Consider the following 16,553-nt stretch of genomic DNA (forward strand, 5'->3'; position numbering starts at 1 on the left):
GAGGTCATGTGACCCCGTCTGCCCTGCCCGACCTGACCACGTACGACGCTGTTCTCTTCGATCTGGACGGCGTCATAACGCCGACCGCCGAAGTCCACATGCACGCGTGGCAGCGGATGTTCGAGGAGCTCTTCGCGGAGTGGAACATCACCCCGCCGTACACCGAGCGTGACTACTTCGACTATCTGGACGGCAAGAAGAGGTACGACGGGGTCGCGAGCCTGTTGCGCAGCCGGGATGTCGAGGTGCCCTGGGGCCAACCGTCCGACCCGCTCGAGGCGGACACGGTGTGCGGAATCGGCAACCGCAAGAACGCCTACTTCGAGCGCGTCCTGAGAGCCGAGGGCATCGACCCCTACCCGGGCTCCATGGCCCTCCTCGACGAACTCGCACGGGCCGGGACGCTCGTCGCCGTCGTGTCGAGCTCGAAGAACGCCGAAGAGGTGCTTCGGGCAGCCGGCATCCGGGACCGCTTCCCCGTCGTGATGGACGGCATCATCGCCGAGCGAGACCACCTCGCGTCGAAGCCGGCCCCTGACGTCTTCATCGAGGCGGCGCGGATGCTGGGAGTCGACCCCACCCGCAGCGTCGCCGTGGAGGACGCCCTGAGCGGCGTGCAGTCCGCCGTGGCCGGAGGCTTCGGCCTCGTGGTGGGCGTCGACCGTGGCGTCGGACCCGAGGTGCTGCGCGAAGCCGGCGCCCACGTCGTCGTGACGGATCTGAAGGAGTTCACCGCATGATGGACCGCGACCGGTTCCCCATCGACCCATGGCGTCTCGTCGAGACTTCGTTCTCGCTGGATGACGTCGGTGTCACCGAGACCCTCTTCTCGATCGGCAACGGCTACCTCGGCCTGCGGGGCAACCACGCCGAAGGACGCTTCGCGCACGAGCACGGCACCTTCGTGAACGGGTTCCACGAGACGTTCCCGATCCGCCACGCCGAGCAGGCGTACGGATTCGCCGAAGTCGGGCAGACGATCATCAACGCCCCCGACGCCAAGGTCATGCGCGTCTACGTCGACGACGAGCCGCTGTCGCTCGACGTCGCCGACGTCCGCGAGTACGAGCGCACGCTCGACCTGCGCAGCGGAGTGCTGCACCGCCGCATCCGGTGGTACACGCCGTCCGGGAAGGAGGTGCTCGTCGAAGACGACCGGCTCGTCTCGTTCGAAGAGAAGCACCTCGCGATCCTGCGGCTGGAAGTCACCGTGCTCAACGCGGACGCGCCGGTGACCATCAGCTGCCAGCTGATCAACCGGCAGGACGGCGAGGACGTCTACGGCGGCACCCCGGCCGCCCCGAAGCGGGCCGGGTTCGACCCGCGCAAGGCCGAGCGCATCCACGAGCGCGTGCTGCAGCCCCAGGAGTACTGGCAGGATGCCGGGCGGTCCGCGCTCTCGTATCGCGTGACCGAGTCCGCCATGACGATCGCGGTCGTCGCCGACCACATCATCGAGACCGACAACGAGTACACCGCGCGTCGCCTCATCGAGCCGGACATCGCAAAGAACGTCTTCCGGGTGCAGGCGAAGGCCGGTGTGCCCATCCGCCTCACCAAGCTCGTGAGCTATCACACTTCGCGCGGCGTCCCCGCCCGAGAGCTCGTCGATCGGTGCCGCCGGACGCTCGATCGCGCCGGGGTGGAAGGCGTGGAGTTCCAGTACGAGCAGCAGCGCCGGTGGTTCGAGGCGTTCTGGGAGCGATCGGACGTGCGCATCGCCGGACACGACGACATCCAGCAGGCTGCCCGGTGGTGCCTGTTCCAGCTCGCGCAGGCTGCTGCGCGCGCGGACGGCCAGGGCGTGCCTGCCAAGGGGGTCTCGGGGTCCGGGTACAGCGGGCACTACTTCTGGGACACCGAGATCTACGTGCTTCCGTTCCTGGCGTACACGACCCCGCTGTGGGCGCGGAATGCGCTGCGCATGCGGTACCTCATGCTCCCGGCCGCCCGGCGCAGGGCGCATCAGCTCAACGAGGCCGGGGCGCTCTTCCCGTGGCGCACGATCAACGGGGAAGAGGCATCGGCCTACTACGCCGCGGGCACCGCGCAGTACCACATCAACGCCGACGTGTGCTTCGCGCTCGCGAAGTACATCCGGGCGACCGGCGACAACGAGTTCCTCCACCGCGAGGGCGTGGACATCGCGGTCGAGACGGCCCGCCTGTGGAACACACTCGGGTTCTGGCGGTCGAGCAACGGCAACACCTTCGAGTCGTTCCACATCCACGGGGTGACCGGGCCCGACGAGTACACGACGGTCGTCAACGACAACCTCTTCACGAACGTCATGGCGCGCTTCAATCTCCGCTTCGCGGCGCGCACGGTCCGGGAGATGGCCGAGGACGATCGCGATGCATACCGCGCGATGGCCGAGCGCCTGAACCTCGATCCCAGCGAGCCCGAAGCCTGGGAGCGGGCCGCCGAGGCGCTGCAGATCCCGTACAGCACCGCGCTGGGCATCCACCCGCAGGACGAGGTGTTCCTGGAGCGGGAGGTGTGGGACCTCGAGCAGACGCCGGACGAGCAGCGGCCCCTGCTGCTGCACTTCCATCCGCTCGTGATCTACCGCTACCAGGTGCTGAAGCAGGCGGATGTCGTGCTCGCGCTGTTCCTGCAGGGCAACCACTTCACGGCCGGGGAGAAGCTCGCCGACTTCGAGTACTACGACCCGCTGACCAGCGGCGACTCGACGCTCTCCGCGGTCGTTCAGTCGATCCTCGCCGCAGAGGTCGGGTACCAGGACCTGGCGCTGGAGTACTTCCGGCAGTCGATCTTCGTCGACCTCGCCGACCTGCACCACAACGCATCCGACGGGGTGCACGTGGCATCGGCGGGAGGCGTCTGGACAGCCCTCGTCAGCGGGTTCGGCGGCATGCGCGATCACTTCGGCGAGCTGTCGTTCGATCCACGGCTGCCCGCCGACTGGCCGGAGCTGTCGTACGTGCTGCACTGGCACGGCACACGTCTGAGCGTCACGGTGTCCACGCACGAGCTGCGAGTGAAGGCGGATGACGGCGACCCGGTGGTGTTCAGCGTACGCGGTCAGCCGTTCGCTCTCGGCTCGGGCGAAGAGGTCATCGTGCCGCTCGACGGACAGGGCCCGGTAATCGCGGGCAAGCCGTCGCTCCAGCAGTTCATGGACGCGCGACGCGAGGACGGCACCCGGCTCTCGGCCTCTGTGCCGACGGTGACGACGTCGATCCCGATCATCGGGGTGGAGGCGGATGTCGAGCACGGCGCCGATGTGTGAATGCGGCCCCTCCGCCAGGGCGCAGCGGCCGGGCGGGATGTCGCGGGCACGCCGTAGGCTGGGGGCGTGACCACAGCCCTCTACCGCCGGTACCGCCCCGAGGCGTTCGGCGAGATGATCGGTCAGGCGCAGGTCACCGAGCCGCTCATGACGGCGTTGCGCGGTGACCGCGTCGGGCACGCGTACCTGTTCTCAGGTCCCCGCGGCTGCGGCAAGACGACCTCGGCGCGCATCCTCGCGCGGTGCCTCAACTGCGCGCAGGGCCCGACCGACACCCCGTGCGGCGAGTGCGACAGCTGCCTCGAGCTCGGCCGCGACGGCGGCGGATCCCTCGATGTCGTGGAGATCGACGCGGCGTCGCACAACGGCGTCGACGACGCCCGCGACCTTCGCGAGCGCGCGGTGTTCGCCCCCGCCCGAGACCGCTTCAAGATCTTCATCCTCGACGAGGCGCACATGGTCACGCCGCAGGGCTTCAATGCCCTGCTGAAGCTCGTCGAAGAGCCTCCCGACCACGTCAAGTTCATCTTCGCGACCACCGAGCCCGAGAAGGTCATCGGCACGATCCGCTCGCGCACGCACCACTATCCGTTCCGGCTCGTGCCGCCCGCCGCGATGCTCGAGTACGTCGACAAGCTGTGCGACGCCGAGGGCGTCTCGGTCGAGGCGGGCGTGCTGCCGCTGGTGGTCCGAGCCGGTGGCGGCTCGCCGCGAGACACGCTGTCGCTGCTCGACCAGCTCATCGCCGGATCGGAGGACGGCAACGTCCGGTACGAGCGTGCGGTGTCGCTCCTCGGCTACACCCACGCCGAGCTGCTCGACGAGGTCGTCGACGCGTTCGCCGCACAGAACCCCGCGGCCGCGTTCGCGGCGGTCGACCGTGTGGTGCAGACGGGGCAGGATCCGAGGCGCTTCGTCGACGACCTGCTCGAGCGCCTGCGCGACCTGATCGTCGTCGCCGCGACCGGTCAGGGCGCCGCGGCGGTGCTGCGCGGAGTCTCGGCCGACGACCTCGCGCGCATGACGCGCCAGGCCGACGCCTTCGGCTCATCACGCCTCTCCCACACCGCCGACATCGTGATCGCGACGCTGGACGACATGACGGGCGCCACGTCGCCCCGCCTGCAGCTCGAGCTCATGGTGGCCCGTGTGCTCGCGCGCACCGGAGCCGCGTCCGCCGCACCGGCCGTGTCCTCCGCCCAGCTCATCCCGGCGCCGGAGACCGCGGACGCGAGGGCGACCGCGGAGGCGAGGGCGACCGCGGAGGCGAGGGCGACCGCGGAGGCGAGGGCGACCGCGGAGGCGAGGGCGGAAGCGGAAGCGGAGGCGACCGCGGAGGACGCGAATCCGGCGGTCGCCAAACCCGTCGCGCCGCCGCGGGGTCCGGTATCGCTGCAGCGGATGCGCGACGCGTGGCCCGAGGTCCTGGCGCGGCTCGAAGAGATCAGCCGCTCCTCGTGGCTCATCGCGTCCGCGGCCCGCGTGACGGCTCTCGACGACGATGTGCTGACCCTGTCGTTCCAGAGCCAGAGCGACGTCGCGAAGTTCAAGCAGCTCTCGGCGGGCGCGGGCCCGAGCGAGGATCTGCGCCAGGGGATCCTCGCCGTGCTCGGCATCCGGGTGAAGTACCTCGCCAAGCACGATGCGGGTCCTGGCGGAGCAGGCCCCGAGCCGTCCGCACCGAGGCCAGGGTCCCGCGCAACGGCGCCGGCCCGCGTGACCGCGTCCGCCGCGACCGCACCGGTGACCGAGTGGGCGGTCGCGTCGATCCCCTCCGACGCCGGCGAAGTGGTCGACGACCCGGGCGGCCCCGCAGCGCTCGCCGTGGACGATGAGCCCGAAGAGGCTGTCGGCATGCCGGCGGCGGCGCCCGCTCCCGTCCGCGAGGGCGATGTGCTGCCCGAATCCGACGTCGCCCCCTCCATCGAGCCCGATGAGGACGAGGCCGAGGCCGAAGCCATCGACCTGCCCGTCCCGCCGGTGGTGGTGCGAGCGCCGAGCACGACGTCCGCCCGAAGCGACGGCGGGCAGCGCTACGGCGAGGCGGTCGTGCGGCAGGTGCTCGGAGCCACTTTCGTGCGAGAAGAGCCGTACGAGCCGCCGACGAGGTTCAGCTGACGCATGTACGACGGAATCGTCCAGGATCTGATCGACGAGTTCGGGCGACTGCCCGGCATCGGGCCGAAGTCGGCGCAGCGCATCACCTTCCACATCCTGCAGTCGCCGTCCTTCGACGTGTCCCGTCTCGCGCTGCTGCTCAGCGAGGTTCGCGAGAAGGTGCGGTTCTGCGAGGTCTGCGGCAACGTCTCCGAGCAGGATCGCTGCTCGATCTGCCGTGATCCCCGCCGCAACCAGACGCTGATCTGCGTCGTCGAAGACGCGAAGGATGTCGCAGCCATCGAACGCACGCGAGAGTTCCGCGGTCTGTACCACGTGCTCGGCGGCGCGATCAGCCCCATCGCAGGCATCGGGCCTGATGACCTGCGCATCACCCAGCTCATGCAGCGGCTCGCCGACGGCACTGTGCAGGAGGTCATCCTCGCCACCAATCCGAACCTCGAGGGCGAGGCCACCGCGACGTACCTCAGCCGGCTGCTGCACACGCTCGAGATCAGCGTGACCCGCCTGGCGTCAGGCCTCCCCGTCGGCGGTGATCTCGAATACGCCGACGAGGTGACGCTCGGGCGGGCGTTCGAAGGACGCCGCTCGATCTGATGAGCTCCACGATTCAGCGGTTCGACACCCGTGCCTGGGTGCTGTTCGCCGCCATGGCGGTGCTGTGGGGCATCCCGTACCTGTTCATCAAGCAGGCCGTCGACTCGTACTCACCGGCATCCATCGTCGCCGGCCGCACCCTGCTCGGGGCCCTGCTGCTGCTTCCGTTCGCGCTGCGGCAGAGGGCACTGCGCCCGGCGCTCTCGAGGATCGGCTGGGTGCTCGCATTCGGCGCGATCGAGATGGCGGGGCCGTTCCTCCTGCTCGGCCACGCGGAGCAGACGCTTCCGTCCGGCCTCACCGGGCTGCTGGTCGCGACGGTCCCGCTGTTCGCTGCGATCATCGCGCTCACCGGCGGCGACCGCTCCGTCCTGAAGCCCTCGCGCGCGATCGGGCTCGTCGTCGGGTTCGCCGGTGTCGCGATCATCGTCGCTGGACCGGGTCTCGCCGTCGGCGGCGTGGGCAGCCTCGTCGCGATCGGCGAAGTGCTGCTCGTCGCGATCTGCTACGCGACGGCGCCGTTCATCGTCGCACATCGGCTGGACGGCATCCCGGCGCTCGGCACCGTGACGCTGTCGCTCTTCGCCGTCGGCCTGTTCTACCTGCCGATCGCCCTCCTCACGCAGCACGAAGTGCCCACCGCGCGGAGCACCGTGTCGCTCGTCGCTCTGGCGGTGCTGTGCACGGCGGTCGCCTTCGTCGTCTTCTTCGCCCTCATCGCGCGCGTCGGTCCGGTGCGCGCACCGCTGTTCACCTACGTCAACCCGGTCGTCGCGATCCTCCTCGGGGTCATCATCCTCGGCGAGCAGGTCACGATGGGGCTCGTCATCGGGTTCCCGCTCGTGATCGCGGGATGCTGGCTCGCAGCCACCGGCGGGAGGATCCGGGCGCAGGCCCCGGTCAGCGAACTGCCGCCGATCGCGCCGGGCTGACGGCATCCACCGACCGGCCTGCGGTCAGCGCAGCACGCGATCGGCGCGAAGCCGAGGGCGGACTTGAGGAGCCGCCCGCTGTGCGCGGGCTCGGGATGGCCGCACATCATTCGCGTCGCATGCACCTCGCGGCCGCGCGACGCGCGGTGAACGTCTAAGGACGTGATGATCTCGGCGATGTTGACGCTGCGGCCACGATCGCGAGTCGGGCCAAGGCCGCGGTGGCCCCACGAGGGCGACATTAGGCGTCCGATCACGACTGGAGAACGCCCGCCATGCTGGGGATCGCAGCGCGGGCGGCACATCTGTGACGGCATGCCCCTGGCGTGGATGTGCGGTGACAGGGCACGATGGTCAACAACTCACACCGGCGTGGGAGGCCACATGGACTCGATCCCCAGTTCGACGCACCGCACTGTCGCCCTGGTGGGCGGCGCGGGCTCAGGAAAGACCACCCTCGCGGAGGGGATGCTCTTCCGCGCGGGCGCGATCCAGCGCCGCGGGACAGTCGAGCAGGGCACGACCGTCTGCGACAGCGATCCCGAGGAGGTCGCACGCCAGACCACGCTGGGGATCTCGCTCGCGTACCTCACCTGGAGCGATGACGGCGATGAACGCACTGTCACGCTGATCGACACGCCGGGCCATCCCGACTTCATCGGGAGTGTCGACACGGCGCTGTCGGTGGCGGATGTCGCGGCCGTGGTCGTGAGCGCCGTCGACGGCGTCAGCGCGGGGACACGCGCCGTATGGGCGGCGGCCGAGCAGGCGCGTGTGCCGCGCATCATCGTGGTCACGCAGGAGGATCGCACCCGGGCTGATTTCCGCCGCGTGCTCGCCGACCTGCGAACCGCGTTCGGCGAGCATCTGTGGCCGCTCGAGCTGCCGCTGGGCGAGGAGCAGGACTTCCGCGCCATCGCCGATGTGCTGGGCGAGCACGCGCTCGTCTACGACGACGACGCCGGCCATCACCACGAGGAGCCGGTGCCCGCGGCCGCCGAGGCCGAGGAGCACGATCTGCACGTCAGCGTCACCGAAGAGATCGTGTCGCACGACGATGCGCAGCTCGAGGCCTATCTCGAGGGCGCCGAGCCGTCGCCCGGTGAGCTCGAGCACACGCTCGCCGCCGAGGTCGCAACGGGGGAGGCGGTGCCCGTCCTGCTCTGCTCGGGTCTGACCGGCACCGGAGTCGACCGCATCCTCGACCTGATCTGCGCGCTCGCACCCTCTGGCGGTGATCACGACAGCCGGATCGTGGTGGGCGCCGCCGAGGACGGCAGCGGCGGCGCGGATGTCGAGGTCGCTCCGAATCCGGACGGCGACACCGTCGTCCATGTCTTCCGCACGGTGGCCGACCCCTTCGTCGGCCAGATCGCGATGCTCAGGATCCTCTCGGGCACGCTGCGACCGAGCGATCGCCTCCGCAACGCCACGACCGGCACGGAGGAGCGGATCCCCGCCCTCTTCCGGCTGCGCGGGGCCCAGCACGTCCCGGCCGACGCCCTGGCGACCGGCGAGGTCGGGGCTGTCGCGAAGCTGACGGGCTCGCCGTCGGGCTCGGTCCTGTGGTCGCGTCCGCACGGCAGCGCGCGCCCCGCGACGCTTCCGCGCCGGGAGCCGGTGTACGCGGTGAGTCTCGCACCGGCGACGCAGTCCGACGACGCGAAGCTCTCCACGGCTCTGGCCCGGCTCCTCGCAGAGGACCAGACCCTGCTCATCGACCGGGCAGGAGGCGAGACCATCCTGCGTGGCCTCGGCGAGACGCACGTCGAGGTGGCGGTCGAACGGCTCGCCCGCGTCCTCGGTGTTCACGTGACCACCGGCCCGGCCCCGGTGGCCTATCGCGAGACGATCGCGGGGTCCGCGCAGGCCGAGGGGAAGCTGAAGAAGCAATCGGGCGGGCATGGCCAGTTCGCGGTGGTGCAGCTGCGGGTCAGCCCGCTGCCGCCGGGCGGAGGCTTCGAGTTCGTCGACGCCGTCGTCGGAGGCGCGGTGCCACGCTCCTACATCCCTGCCGTCGAGAAGGGCGCCAGGGACGCCCTGGCCGCGGGCGGCCCGCAGGGACACCCCGTCGTGGACGTGCGCGTCGAGCTGTACGACGGCAAGTCGCACTCGGTCGACTCGTCCGAGATGGCTTTCCGCACGGCGGCTTCGCTGGGGGTCAAGGCGGCGCTGGCCGTGGCCGGCACGGTCGTGCTGGAACCGGTGTCGATCGTGACCATCACGGTGCCCGCAGACCTGCAGGGTCCGGTGCTGACCGACCTCTCGTCGCGGCGCGCGCGCGTCAACTCGACCGAGTCCACCGATCACGGCGACACCCGGATCGTGGCGAGTGCTCCGGATGCCGAGCTCGGCCGTTACGTCCTCGAACTGCGCTCGCTCACCGGAGGACAGGGGCAGCTGACCATCACACCCGACCGATACGAGCGCGCGCCCAGCAGCCTCAAGACCTAGCGAGCCTCCTGGAGTCCGGACGGACACATGGCGGGTGCGGAATGACGTCGTCCGTAAGATGGACGTTCGGGCGCGGCATCCGCCCGCTCACTCACCATGGAGTCTTCATCGTGGCGCTGATCGTCCAGAAGTACGGCGGTTCGTCCGTCGCCGACGCGGAGAGCATCAAGCGCGTCGCGAAGCGGATCGTCGACACTCGTAGGGCCGGCCATGACGTGGTCGTCGCCGTCAGTGCGATGGGCGACACGACGGATGAGCTCCTCGACCTCGCGAACCAGGTCGCCCCGATCCCGGCGCCGCGGGAGCTCGACATGCTGCTCTCCAGCGGCGAGCGCATCGCGATGGCCCTGCTGGCGATGGCGATCCATTCGATGGGGTTCGAGGCTCGCTCGTTCACGGGCAGCCAGGCCGGCATGATCACGGATGCCACGCACGGCGCGGCTCGGATCGTGGATGTCACGCCGATCCGCCTGCGCGACGCGCTCGACGAGGGCGCGATCGTCATCGTCGCCGGATTCCAGGGCTTCAACCGCGACACCCGCGACATCACCACGCTCGGCCGAGGCGGATCCGACACGACGGCGGTCGCCCTGGCGGCGGCGCTCGAGGCCGACGTCTGCGAGATCTACAGCGATGTGGACGGCATCTTCACCGCCGACCCGCGCGTCGTGCCACGCGCCCAGAAGCTGACGCATGTCTCGAGCGAGGAGATGCTCGAGCTCGCCGCGAACGGGGCGAAGGTGCTCTACATCCGCGCTGTCGAATACGCGCGCCGGCACGGCGTGCTGATCCACTCGCGCTCGACGTTCAGTTCGGGCGTCGGGACCTATGTGCTCGGCCCGGGGATGAGCCTCCCCGATGGCGAAGAGGGAGAAGAGATGGAAGAGCCGATCGTCGCCGGAGTGGCGACGGACCTCAGCCAGGCCAAGATCACCGTGATCGGGGTCCCGGACGTCCCAGGCAAGGCCGCCGAGATCTTCAAGGTCATCGCCAAGTCCGGCGCGAACGTCGACATGATCGTGCAGAACGTGTCGGCGGCTTCAACGGGGCGCACCGACATCTCGTTCACGCTCCCCAAGACCGACGCGGCGACAGCGCTGCGAGCGCTTTCCGGCGACCAGGCCGAGATCGGATTCCAGAGCCTCGTCCACGACGACCAGATCGGCAAGCTCTCCGTCGTCGGCGCGGGAATGCGGACCCACTCGGGGGTCTCGGCGACGCTGTTCGAGGCGCTGTCGATCGCGGGTGTCAACATCGAGATGATCTCGACCTCCGAGATCCGCATCTCGGTCGTCGTACGCGGCGACGACCTCGCCGAGGCGGCCCGCGTCGTCCATACGGCCTACGGACTCGACGGCGATACCGAGGCCGTGGTGCACGCCGGCACCGGCCGCTGACACTTCTCCCCGAAGGTAGGATCCAACCCATGACCCGCATCTCCGACTCCGGACTGTCCGTCGCCGTCGTCGGCGCCACCGGCCAGGTCGGCACCGTCATGCGCGAGATCCTCGCGGAACGCGCTTTCCCGATCCGCGAGCTGCGTCTGCTCGCGACCGCGCGCTCGGCCGGGACGTCGATCGAGTTCGGGGGACGGACGGTCATCGTGGAGGATGTCGAGACGGCAGACCCTGCCGGCATCGACATCGCCCTCTTCTCTGCCGGAGCCACCGGCAGCCGCGCCCACGCTCCTCGATTCGCCGAGGCCGGCGCGACGGTGATCGACAACTCCAGCGCATGGCGCATGGATCCCGACGTCCCTCTCGTCGTGAGCGAGGTCAATCCGCACGCGATCGACGAGGCGCGACGCGGCATCATCGCGAACCCGAACTGCACCACCATGGCCGCGATGCCCGTTCTGAAGGTGCTGGATGCCGACGCCGGACTCGAGCGGCTCATCATCAGCACCTATCAGGCCGTCAGCGGGTCGGGGATCGCCGGCGCCGAGGAGCTGCTCGGCCAGGTCGAGGGCGTGCTCGCCCAGGGCGACACCCTTCGCCTCGTGCACGACGGTTCTGCCATCGACTTCCCCGAGCCGGAGAAGTACATCGCGCCGATCGCGTTCGACGTCATCCCGTTCGCAGGCAACCTCGTCGACGACGGCCTGAACGAGACCGACGAGGAGAAGAAGCTCCGCAACGAGAGCCGCAAGATCCTCGAGCTGCCCGACCTCCGCGTCGCGGGCACCTGCGTGCGCGTGCCGGTGTTCACGGGGCACTCGCTCAGCATCCACGCGGAGTTCGCCCGTGACATCACGCCGGAGCGGGCGCGGAGTCTCCTCTCCGCCGCTCCCGGTGTCACGCTCGAAGAGGTCCCCACGCCGTTGCAGGCCGCGGGCAAGGACCCCAGCTTCGTCGGCCGCATCCGGGCCGACCAATCCGCGCCCGAGGGCAAGGGTCTCGTCCTGTTCATCAGCAACGACAACCTGCGAAAGGGTGCCGCGCTCAACGCCGTCCAGATCGCGGAGGTCATCGCGGCGCGTTCGCTGAGCGGGGCGAAGTCCGCCGCCGACTGACCCTGTCGAGCGGCATCGCGACCCCGCCTAGACTTGGTGTGTGACCGAAACCGTCGACGCGAGCCTCCCCCATCCCGACGACAGCGAGTTGCCTGCGGGCACCGTCGACGTCCTTCTGATCGGCGGCGGGATCATGAGTGCGACCCTCGGCACCCTCCTGTCGGCGTTGCAGCCCGATTGGAAGATCAGCGTCTTCGAGCGGCTCCACGATGTCGCGCTCGAGAGCTCGAACGCCTGGAACAATGCCGGAACCGGGCACGCCGCCCTCTGCGAGCTGAACTACACGCCGGAGGGCGAGGACGGCTCGGTGGACCCCGCCAAGGCGATCTCGATCAACGAGCAGTTCCAGCAGAGCCGCCAGTTCTGGTCGGCTCTGGTCGACCAGGGCGTGCTGGATGCCCCGTCCACGTTCATCAACTCGGCTCCCCACATGACTTTCGTGCGCGGTGAGAAGGATGTCGCGTTCCTGAAGAAGAGGTACGAGGCCCTCAAGCAGCAGCCGCTGTTCGCGGGGATCGAATACAGCGAGGACTCGCGGATCATCAACACCTGGGCGCCGCTCCTCATGCAGAAGCGCCGCAAGGGCGAGCCGTTCGCGGCGACCCGGGTTCCCGCCGGCACCGACGTCGACTTCGGAGCTCTCACCCACCAGCTGTTCGAGCATCTCGCCGACAGCGGTGCCGAACTCAGGACGAACACCGAGGTCCGCAGCCTGAAGCGCCTCGACGACGGCACGTGGCGAGTGAAGTACCGGCGCTCGATCGGCCGGACGCCTGGCGAGATCCGGGCCAGGTTCGTCTTCGTCGGCGCCGGCGGCTGGGCCTTGAAGCTCCTGCAGAGCTCCGGCATCCCCGAGATCTCGGGATACGGCGTCTTCCCGATCGGCGGTCAGTTCCTCAAGACCACGAACCCCGCGCTCGTGGCGCAGCACAAGGCGAAGGTCTACTCGCAGGCGTCGGTCGGCGCTCCGCCGATGTCGGTTCCCCACCTCGACACCCGCGTGGTCGACGGGCAGGCATCCCTGCTGTTCGGACCGTTCGCGACGTTCAGCCCGAAGTTCCTGAAGAACGGATCGATCTTCGACCTCGTCTCGCAGGTGCGGTTCGGCAACCTCGGGCCGATGCTCAAGGTCGCTTGGGACAACCCGTCGCTCATCACGTACCTGGTCGGTGAGCTGCTCAAGAACCACGCGAAGAAGGTGGACAGCCTTCGCACCTTCATGCCGACGGCCAAGGACGAGGACTGGGAGCTCATCCAGGCCGGTCAGCGTGCCCAGGTGATGAAGAAGGACCCGGACAAGGGCGGCGTCCTGCAGTTCGGCACCGAGGTCGTCACCGGCGCGGACGGTTCCATCGCCGGGCTGCTGGGCGCCTCGCCAGGTGCCTCGACCGCGGTGTCGATCATGCTCGGTCTCATGAAGACGTGCTTCCCCGACCGGATCGAGGGATGGGAGCCTCGACTGCGCGAGCTCATCCCGAGCTACGGCGAGACGCTCAACGGCCGCCCGGCCGAGGCGCAGGAAGTCCTCACCGAAACCGCGCAGGCGCTCGCTCTCACCGCCTAGCCCTAGGGTGGGCTCATGCGGCTGCGGGGACGGCACGTGGAGCGTGCGATGGCGCTCGTGGCGGCGCTCATCCTGCTGGTCGGGGTCGCGCCCGCCGCCGTAGCGGCCGAGCCGCCGCACCGCTCCCGCGCAGTCCCGGCAGCCGTCGACGACTTCACCTACGAATCGCTCGATGCCGACTACTGGCTCGTCCGGTCGGCCGCAGGAACGAGTGAGCTGTACACGACCGAGACGATCGTCGCGCTCTTCCCGGAGGGCGACCAGAACAAGGGGATCGTGCGCCGGATACCCAAGGCGGACTCCGGCATAACCCACGACACCACGGTCGTCAATGTCACGGGAGCGGGCGGAGCACCGATCCCCTGGTGGACCGAAGCTGACGATCAATGGGTCTACGTCCTCACCGGCGACGACTCCTATGTCCACGGCGCGCACACGTACGTGATCTCCTACACGATGGACGATGTCGTGGTCCGGTATCAGGACACCGGCGCTGACGAGTTCTACTGGGACATGGTCGGCGCCGACCACGCGCAGCCGTTCGGCACCGTGAAGGGCAGGGTCCACGTCGCCGGCGACGCCGCGCACGGCCAGATGGGCGGCCGCGCGTACTGCTATCGCGGGGCTCCGGGGTCGACCGACAGATGCGAGATGGCCGGACCCGAGCCCGACACGGCGTGGCCCGACGAGGTGGCGCTGTGGGCGTCGTCGAAGAGCGGTCGGGATGCCGCGGCATCCGCCATCGTGTTCACGGCCGCCGATACCGACGTCGAGGCGAACGAGGGAGTCACCGTCGCGATCGGCTTCGCCCAGCGCACGTTCGCCGCGCCGACCGCCCCGCCACCGCCGCCGTACCCGTGGTGGGAGTGGATCCTCCCTGTGCTGGGTCTCCTGGCGGGCCTCTGCGGGCTCGTGTTCCTCGTCGTGATCAGGGCCTTCCTGCGACGCAACCCCGACGATTCGCCCGTCATCGTGGAGTACGCCCCACCCGTCGACGAGTCGCCGACGCTCTCCGCGGGTGTCCTCGGTGTGCCCGCGCGCGCTTTCGCGGCCCATGTCGTGGACCTGGCCGTCCGCGACAAGCTCCAGATCACGGCATCCGGAGACCGCGGGGATGCCGACGACTTCCGCGTCATCCTGCGCGACGACTCCGGCCTCGGACACGACGACCGGCGCATCGTCACGACCCTCTACGGAAAGGACGCCGCACCGGGCGACAGCATCGATCTCGGCGTGTTCGCCGCGAACCCGCCGGTGCGCGCCGTCACCTATGTGCGCCGCATCGACGCCGCCACAGTGGACCGCGGGTACCGCAGCAGGCGGCCCGGCTGGATCGGCGGCGTCCGCGCCGCGCTGCAGTTCGGAGGGTTCGTCGTCGCCATCGTCATGCTGTTCTTCATCGGCGCGGTGCCGTCGGTGCTGACCGCCCTGGGGGCCCTCGGGGGTTGGATCTACCTGCTCTCGATCGTCAGCGCCTTCGCCGCATTCCTCGTCCTGCCCTTCATCCGCCTGCCTGAGACGACCCTCACCGTCGCCGGCGGCACGCACCGGACGTATCTCGAGGGGATTCGCGAGTACCTCGGTCTCGCCGAGGAGGATCGGCTGCGCGCCGCGCAATCGCCGCGGACTGCCGATCTCGTCTCGGGCGGCCGCAGGCCATACGGCGACCGGCCGAACGCGCCGGGCGCCGACGTGGTGAATCTGTACGAACGGCTGCTTCCCTACGCCGTGCTGTTCGGGATGGAGCAGCAGTGGGTGGAGGTCATCCGTGCGGTCGCGCACCCGGTGGCCATCGGGCCACGGCTGGCCCTGTTCGACTCCGTCACCTCGAATTCGCTGTCGCGTGCCTCGTCGTCGATCGGCCACCTCGCCGCGACGCCGGTCTCGGGGGGCGGTTCGAGCAGCTCGTCGGGCTCGTCGTTCTCGAGCAGCTGGTCATCGTCCGGGGGGTCCTCGGGCGGCGGCTTCTCGGGTGGCGGCGGTGGCGGCGGGGGCTTCGGAGGCCGATGAGACTCTGGTCCCTGCATCCTGCCACGCTCGACCGAGTGGCGCTCGTCGCCTGCTGGCGCGAGGCGCTGCTCGCGCAGAAGGTGCTCACCGGCGCGACCCGCGGGTACACCCGCCACCCGCAGCTCGACCGCTTCCGGGCGTGTGCCGATCCGCTCGATGCGATCGGGCACTACCTGGCGGCGCTGCAGGCCGAGGCATGCGTCCGCGGCTATCGATTCGACGGCTCACGCGTGCTGCGGATGGATGCCGTGAGCCCGGGCATCCCCTTGACCGACGGACAGCTCGCCTTCGAGCGGGCGCATCTTCGGGCCAAGGTCGCGGTCCGCGACGTGGCGTGGCTGCCCAGGATCCCCGAGGTCGCGGTCGCCGCGCCCAGCTTCGTCGAGATTCCCGGGCCGATCGAGCCGTGGGAGCGGATCTGAACGGGGACCGCGGGCATCCCGGGTTCCGTAGACTCGCCGAGTGTCGAAACTGTACTTCCGCTACGGGGCGATGAACTCCGGCAAGTCGACTGCCCTGCTGCAGGCGGCGCACAACTACGAGGAGCGCGGCCAGCATGTGCTGCTCGCGAAACCCCGGATCGACACCAAGGGCGCACATCAGATCTCGAGCCGGCTGGGGATGACGCGTCCCGTCGACTTCCTCATCGGTCCCGGGGACTCGGCGCGCAACCTCTTCGCCGAGCATCGCGCGCACGTGCGGTACACGCACGATGAGCTGGTGGGGCTCTCGCGCCCTCCCGCAGACGTCGCTTGCCTGCTCATCGACGAGGCGCAGTTCCTCACGCGCGAGCAGGTCGACGACCTGCTGCGAATCGCGGTGCTGGATGACGTGCCGGTGCTGGCATACGGCATCCGCACCGACTTCCTCACCGAGGCGTTCCCCGGGTCGCGCCGTCTTCTCGAACTCGCGCACACACTGGAGGAGCTGAAGACGATCTGCCGCTGCGGACGGAAGGCTCTCTTCAACGGCCGGCTCGTCGACGGCCGCTTCGTCTTCGACGGCGACCAGGTCGCCATCGACGGTGCAGAGGTCAGCTACGAGTCGCTGTGCGCCTCGTGCTACCTGAGGGAGTCGGGCGGTCGACTCGGCGCCACCCGCCCCTAGCGGCCC

At 69.6% G+C, this 16,553-nt stretch carries 12 protein-coding genes; all 12 read left to right on the plus strand.

Features of this window, described 5'->3' with window-relative positions:
- Positions 1-8 precede the first annotated feature (8 nt).
- The 12 genes from ABD212_RS17015 to ABD212_RS17070 all read left to right on the plus strand — a co-directional run bounded on the left by ABD212_RS17015 (position 9) and on the right by ABD212_RS17070 (position 16,547).
- Complete coding sequence (locus ABD212_RS17015; protein WP_344096932.1) at positions 9-740, plus strand: HAD family hydrolase; 732 nt, start codon at positions 9-11, stop codon at positions 738-740.
- Positions 737-3,253, plus strand: a complete 2,517-nt coding sequence (locus ABD212_RS17020) for a glycoside hydrolase family 65 protein (RefSeq protein ID WP_344096936.1) — start codon at positions 737-739, stop codon at positions 3,251-3,253. The genes ABD212_RS17015 and ABD212_RS17020 overlap by 4 nt, the downstream gene beginning before the upstream one ends.
- Positions 3,254-3,319: 66 nt before the next feature.
- Positions 3,320-5,371: a DNA polymerase III subunit gamma and tau gene (locus tag ABD212_RS17025; protein ID WP_344096938.1), complete on the plus strand. Its 2,052-nt coding sequence runs from the start codon at positions 3,320-3,322 to the stop codon at positions 5,369-5,371.
- Positions 5,372-5,374: 3 nt separating this feature from the next.
- Positions 5,375-5,968 carry a recombination mediator RecR gene (recR, locus tag ABD212_RS17030; RefSeq protein WP_344096940.1) on the plus strand — a complete coding sequence of 198 codons (594 nt, stop codon included), beginning with the start codon at positions 5,375-5,377 and terminating at the stop codon, positions 5,966-5,968.
- A complete protein-coding gene (locus tag ABD212_RS17035) occupies positions 5,968-6,900 on the plus strand; it encodes a DMT family transporter (protein ID WP_344096942.1) in 933 nt (310 codons plus the stop codon). Before recR ends, ABD212_RS17035 begins: the two co-directional genes overlap by 1 nt.
- A gap of 384 nt (positions 6,901-7,284) precedes the next feature.
- Positions 7,285-9,354, plus strand: coding sequence for an elongation factor G (locus tag ABD212_RS17040; protein ID WP_344096945.1), 2,070 nt, complete (start codon positions 7,285-7,287; stop codon positions 9,352-9,354).
- 110 nt (positions 9,355-9,464) lie between these two features.
- Positions 9,465-10,751, plus strand: a complete 1,287-nt coding sequence (locus ABD212_RS17045; protein ID WP_344097137.1) for an aspartate kinase — start codon at positions 9,465-9,467, stop codon at positions 10,749-10,751.
- A gap of 29 nt (positions 10,752-10,780) precedes the next feature.
- Complete coding sequence (locus ABD212_RS17050) at positions 10,781-11,866, plus strand: aspartate-semialdehyde dehydrogenase (protein ID WP_344096947.1); 1,086 nt, start codon at positions 10,781-10,783, stop codon at positions 11,864-11,866.
- Between the two features lie 88 nt (positions 11,867-11,954).
- Positions 11,955-13,430, plus strand: coding sequence for a malate:quinone oxidoreductase (locus tag ABD212_RS17055; protein ID WP_344097140.1), 1,476 nt, complete (start codon positions 11,955-11,957; stop codon positions 13,428-13,430).
- Positions 13,431-13,445: 15 nt separating this feature from the next.
- Positions 13,446-15,440, plus strand: a complete 1,995-nt coding sequence (locus ABD212_RS17060; protein ID WP_344096949.1) for a DUF2207 domain-containing protein — start codon at positions 13,446-13,448, stop codon at positions 15,438-15,440.
- Positions 15,437-15,862, plus strand: coding sequence for a pyrimidine dimer DNA glycosylase/endonuclease V (locus tag ABD212_RS17065; protein ID WP_344096951.1), 426 nt, complete (start codon positions 15,437-15,439; stop codon positions 15,860-15,862). Before ABD212_RS17060 ends, ABD212_RS17065 begins: the two co-directional genes overlap by 4 nt.
- Positions 15,863-15,902: 40 nt before the next feature.
- Complete coding sequence (locus ABD212_RS17070; protein WP_344096953.1) at positions 15,903-16,547, plus strand: thymidine kinase; 645 nt, start codon at positions 15,903-15,905, stop codon at positions 16,545-16,547.
- Positions 16,548-16,553: the final 6 nt, after the last annotated feature.

The organism is Microbacterium deminutum (genome assembly GCF_039530205.1).
Taxonomy (GTDB): Bacteria; Actinomycetota; Actinomycetes; order Actinomycetales; family Microbacteriaceae; genus Microbacterium; species Microbacterium deminutum.

Coding starts and splice junctions, on each gene's coding strand:
- ABD212_RS17020 (WP_344096936.1), top strand. CDS start 737: ATGATGGACCGCGACCGGTTCCCCATCGACCCATGGCGTCTCGTCGAG.
- recR (WP_344096940.1), top strand. CDS start 5,375: ATGTACGACGGAATCGTCCAGGATCTGATCGACGAGTTCGGGCGACTG.
- ABD212_RS17035 (WP_344096942.1), top strand. CDS start 5,968: ATGAGCTCCACGATTCAGCGGTTCGACACCCGTGCCTGGGTGCTGTTC.
- ABD212_RS17040 (WP_344096945.1), top strand. CDS start 7,285: ATGGACTCGATCCCCAGTTCGACGCACCGCACTGTCGCCCTGGTGGGC.
- ABD212_RS17050 (WP_344096947.1), top strand. CDS start 10,781: ATGACCCGCATCTCCGACTCCGGACTGTCCGTCGCCGTCGTCGGCGCC.
- ABD212_RS17060 (WP_344096949.1), top strand. CDS start 13,446: ATGCGGCTGCGGGGACGGCACGTGGAGCGTGCGATGGCGCTCGTGGCG.
- ABD212_RS17065 (WP_344096951.1), top strand. CDS start 15,437: ATGAGACTCTGGTCCCTGCATCCTGCCACGCTCGACCGAGTGGCGCTC.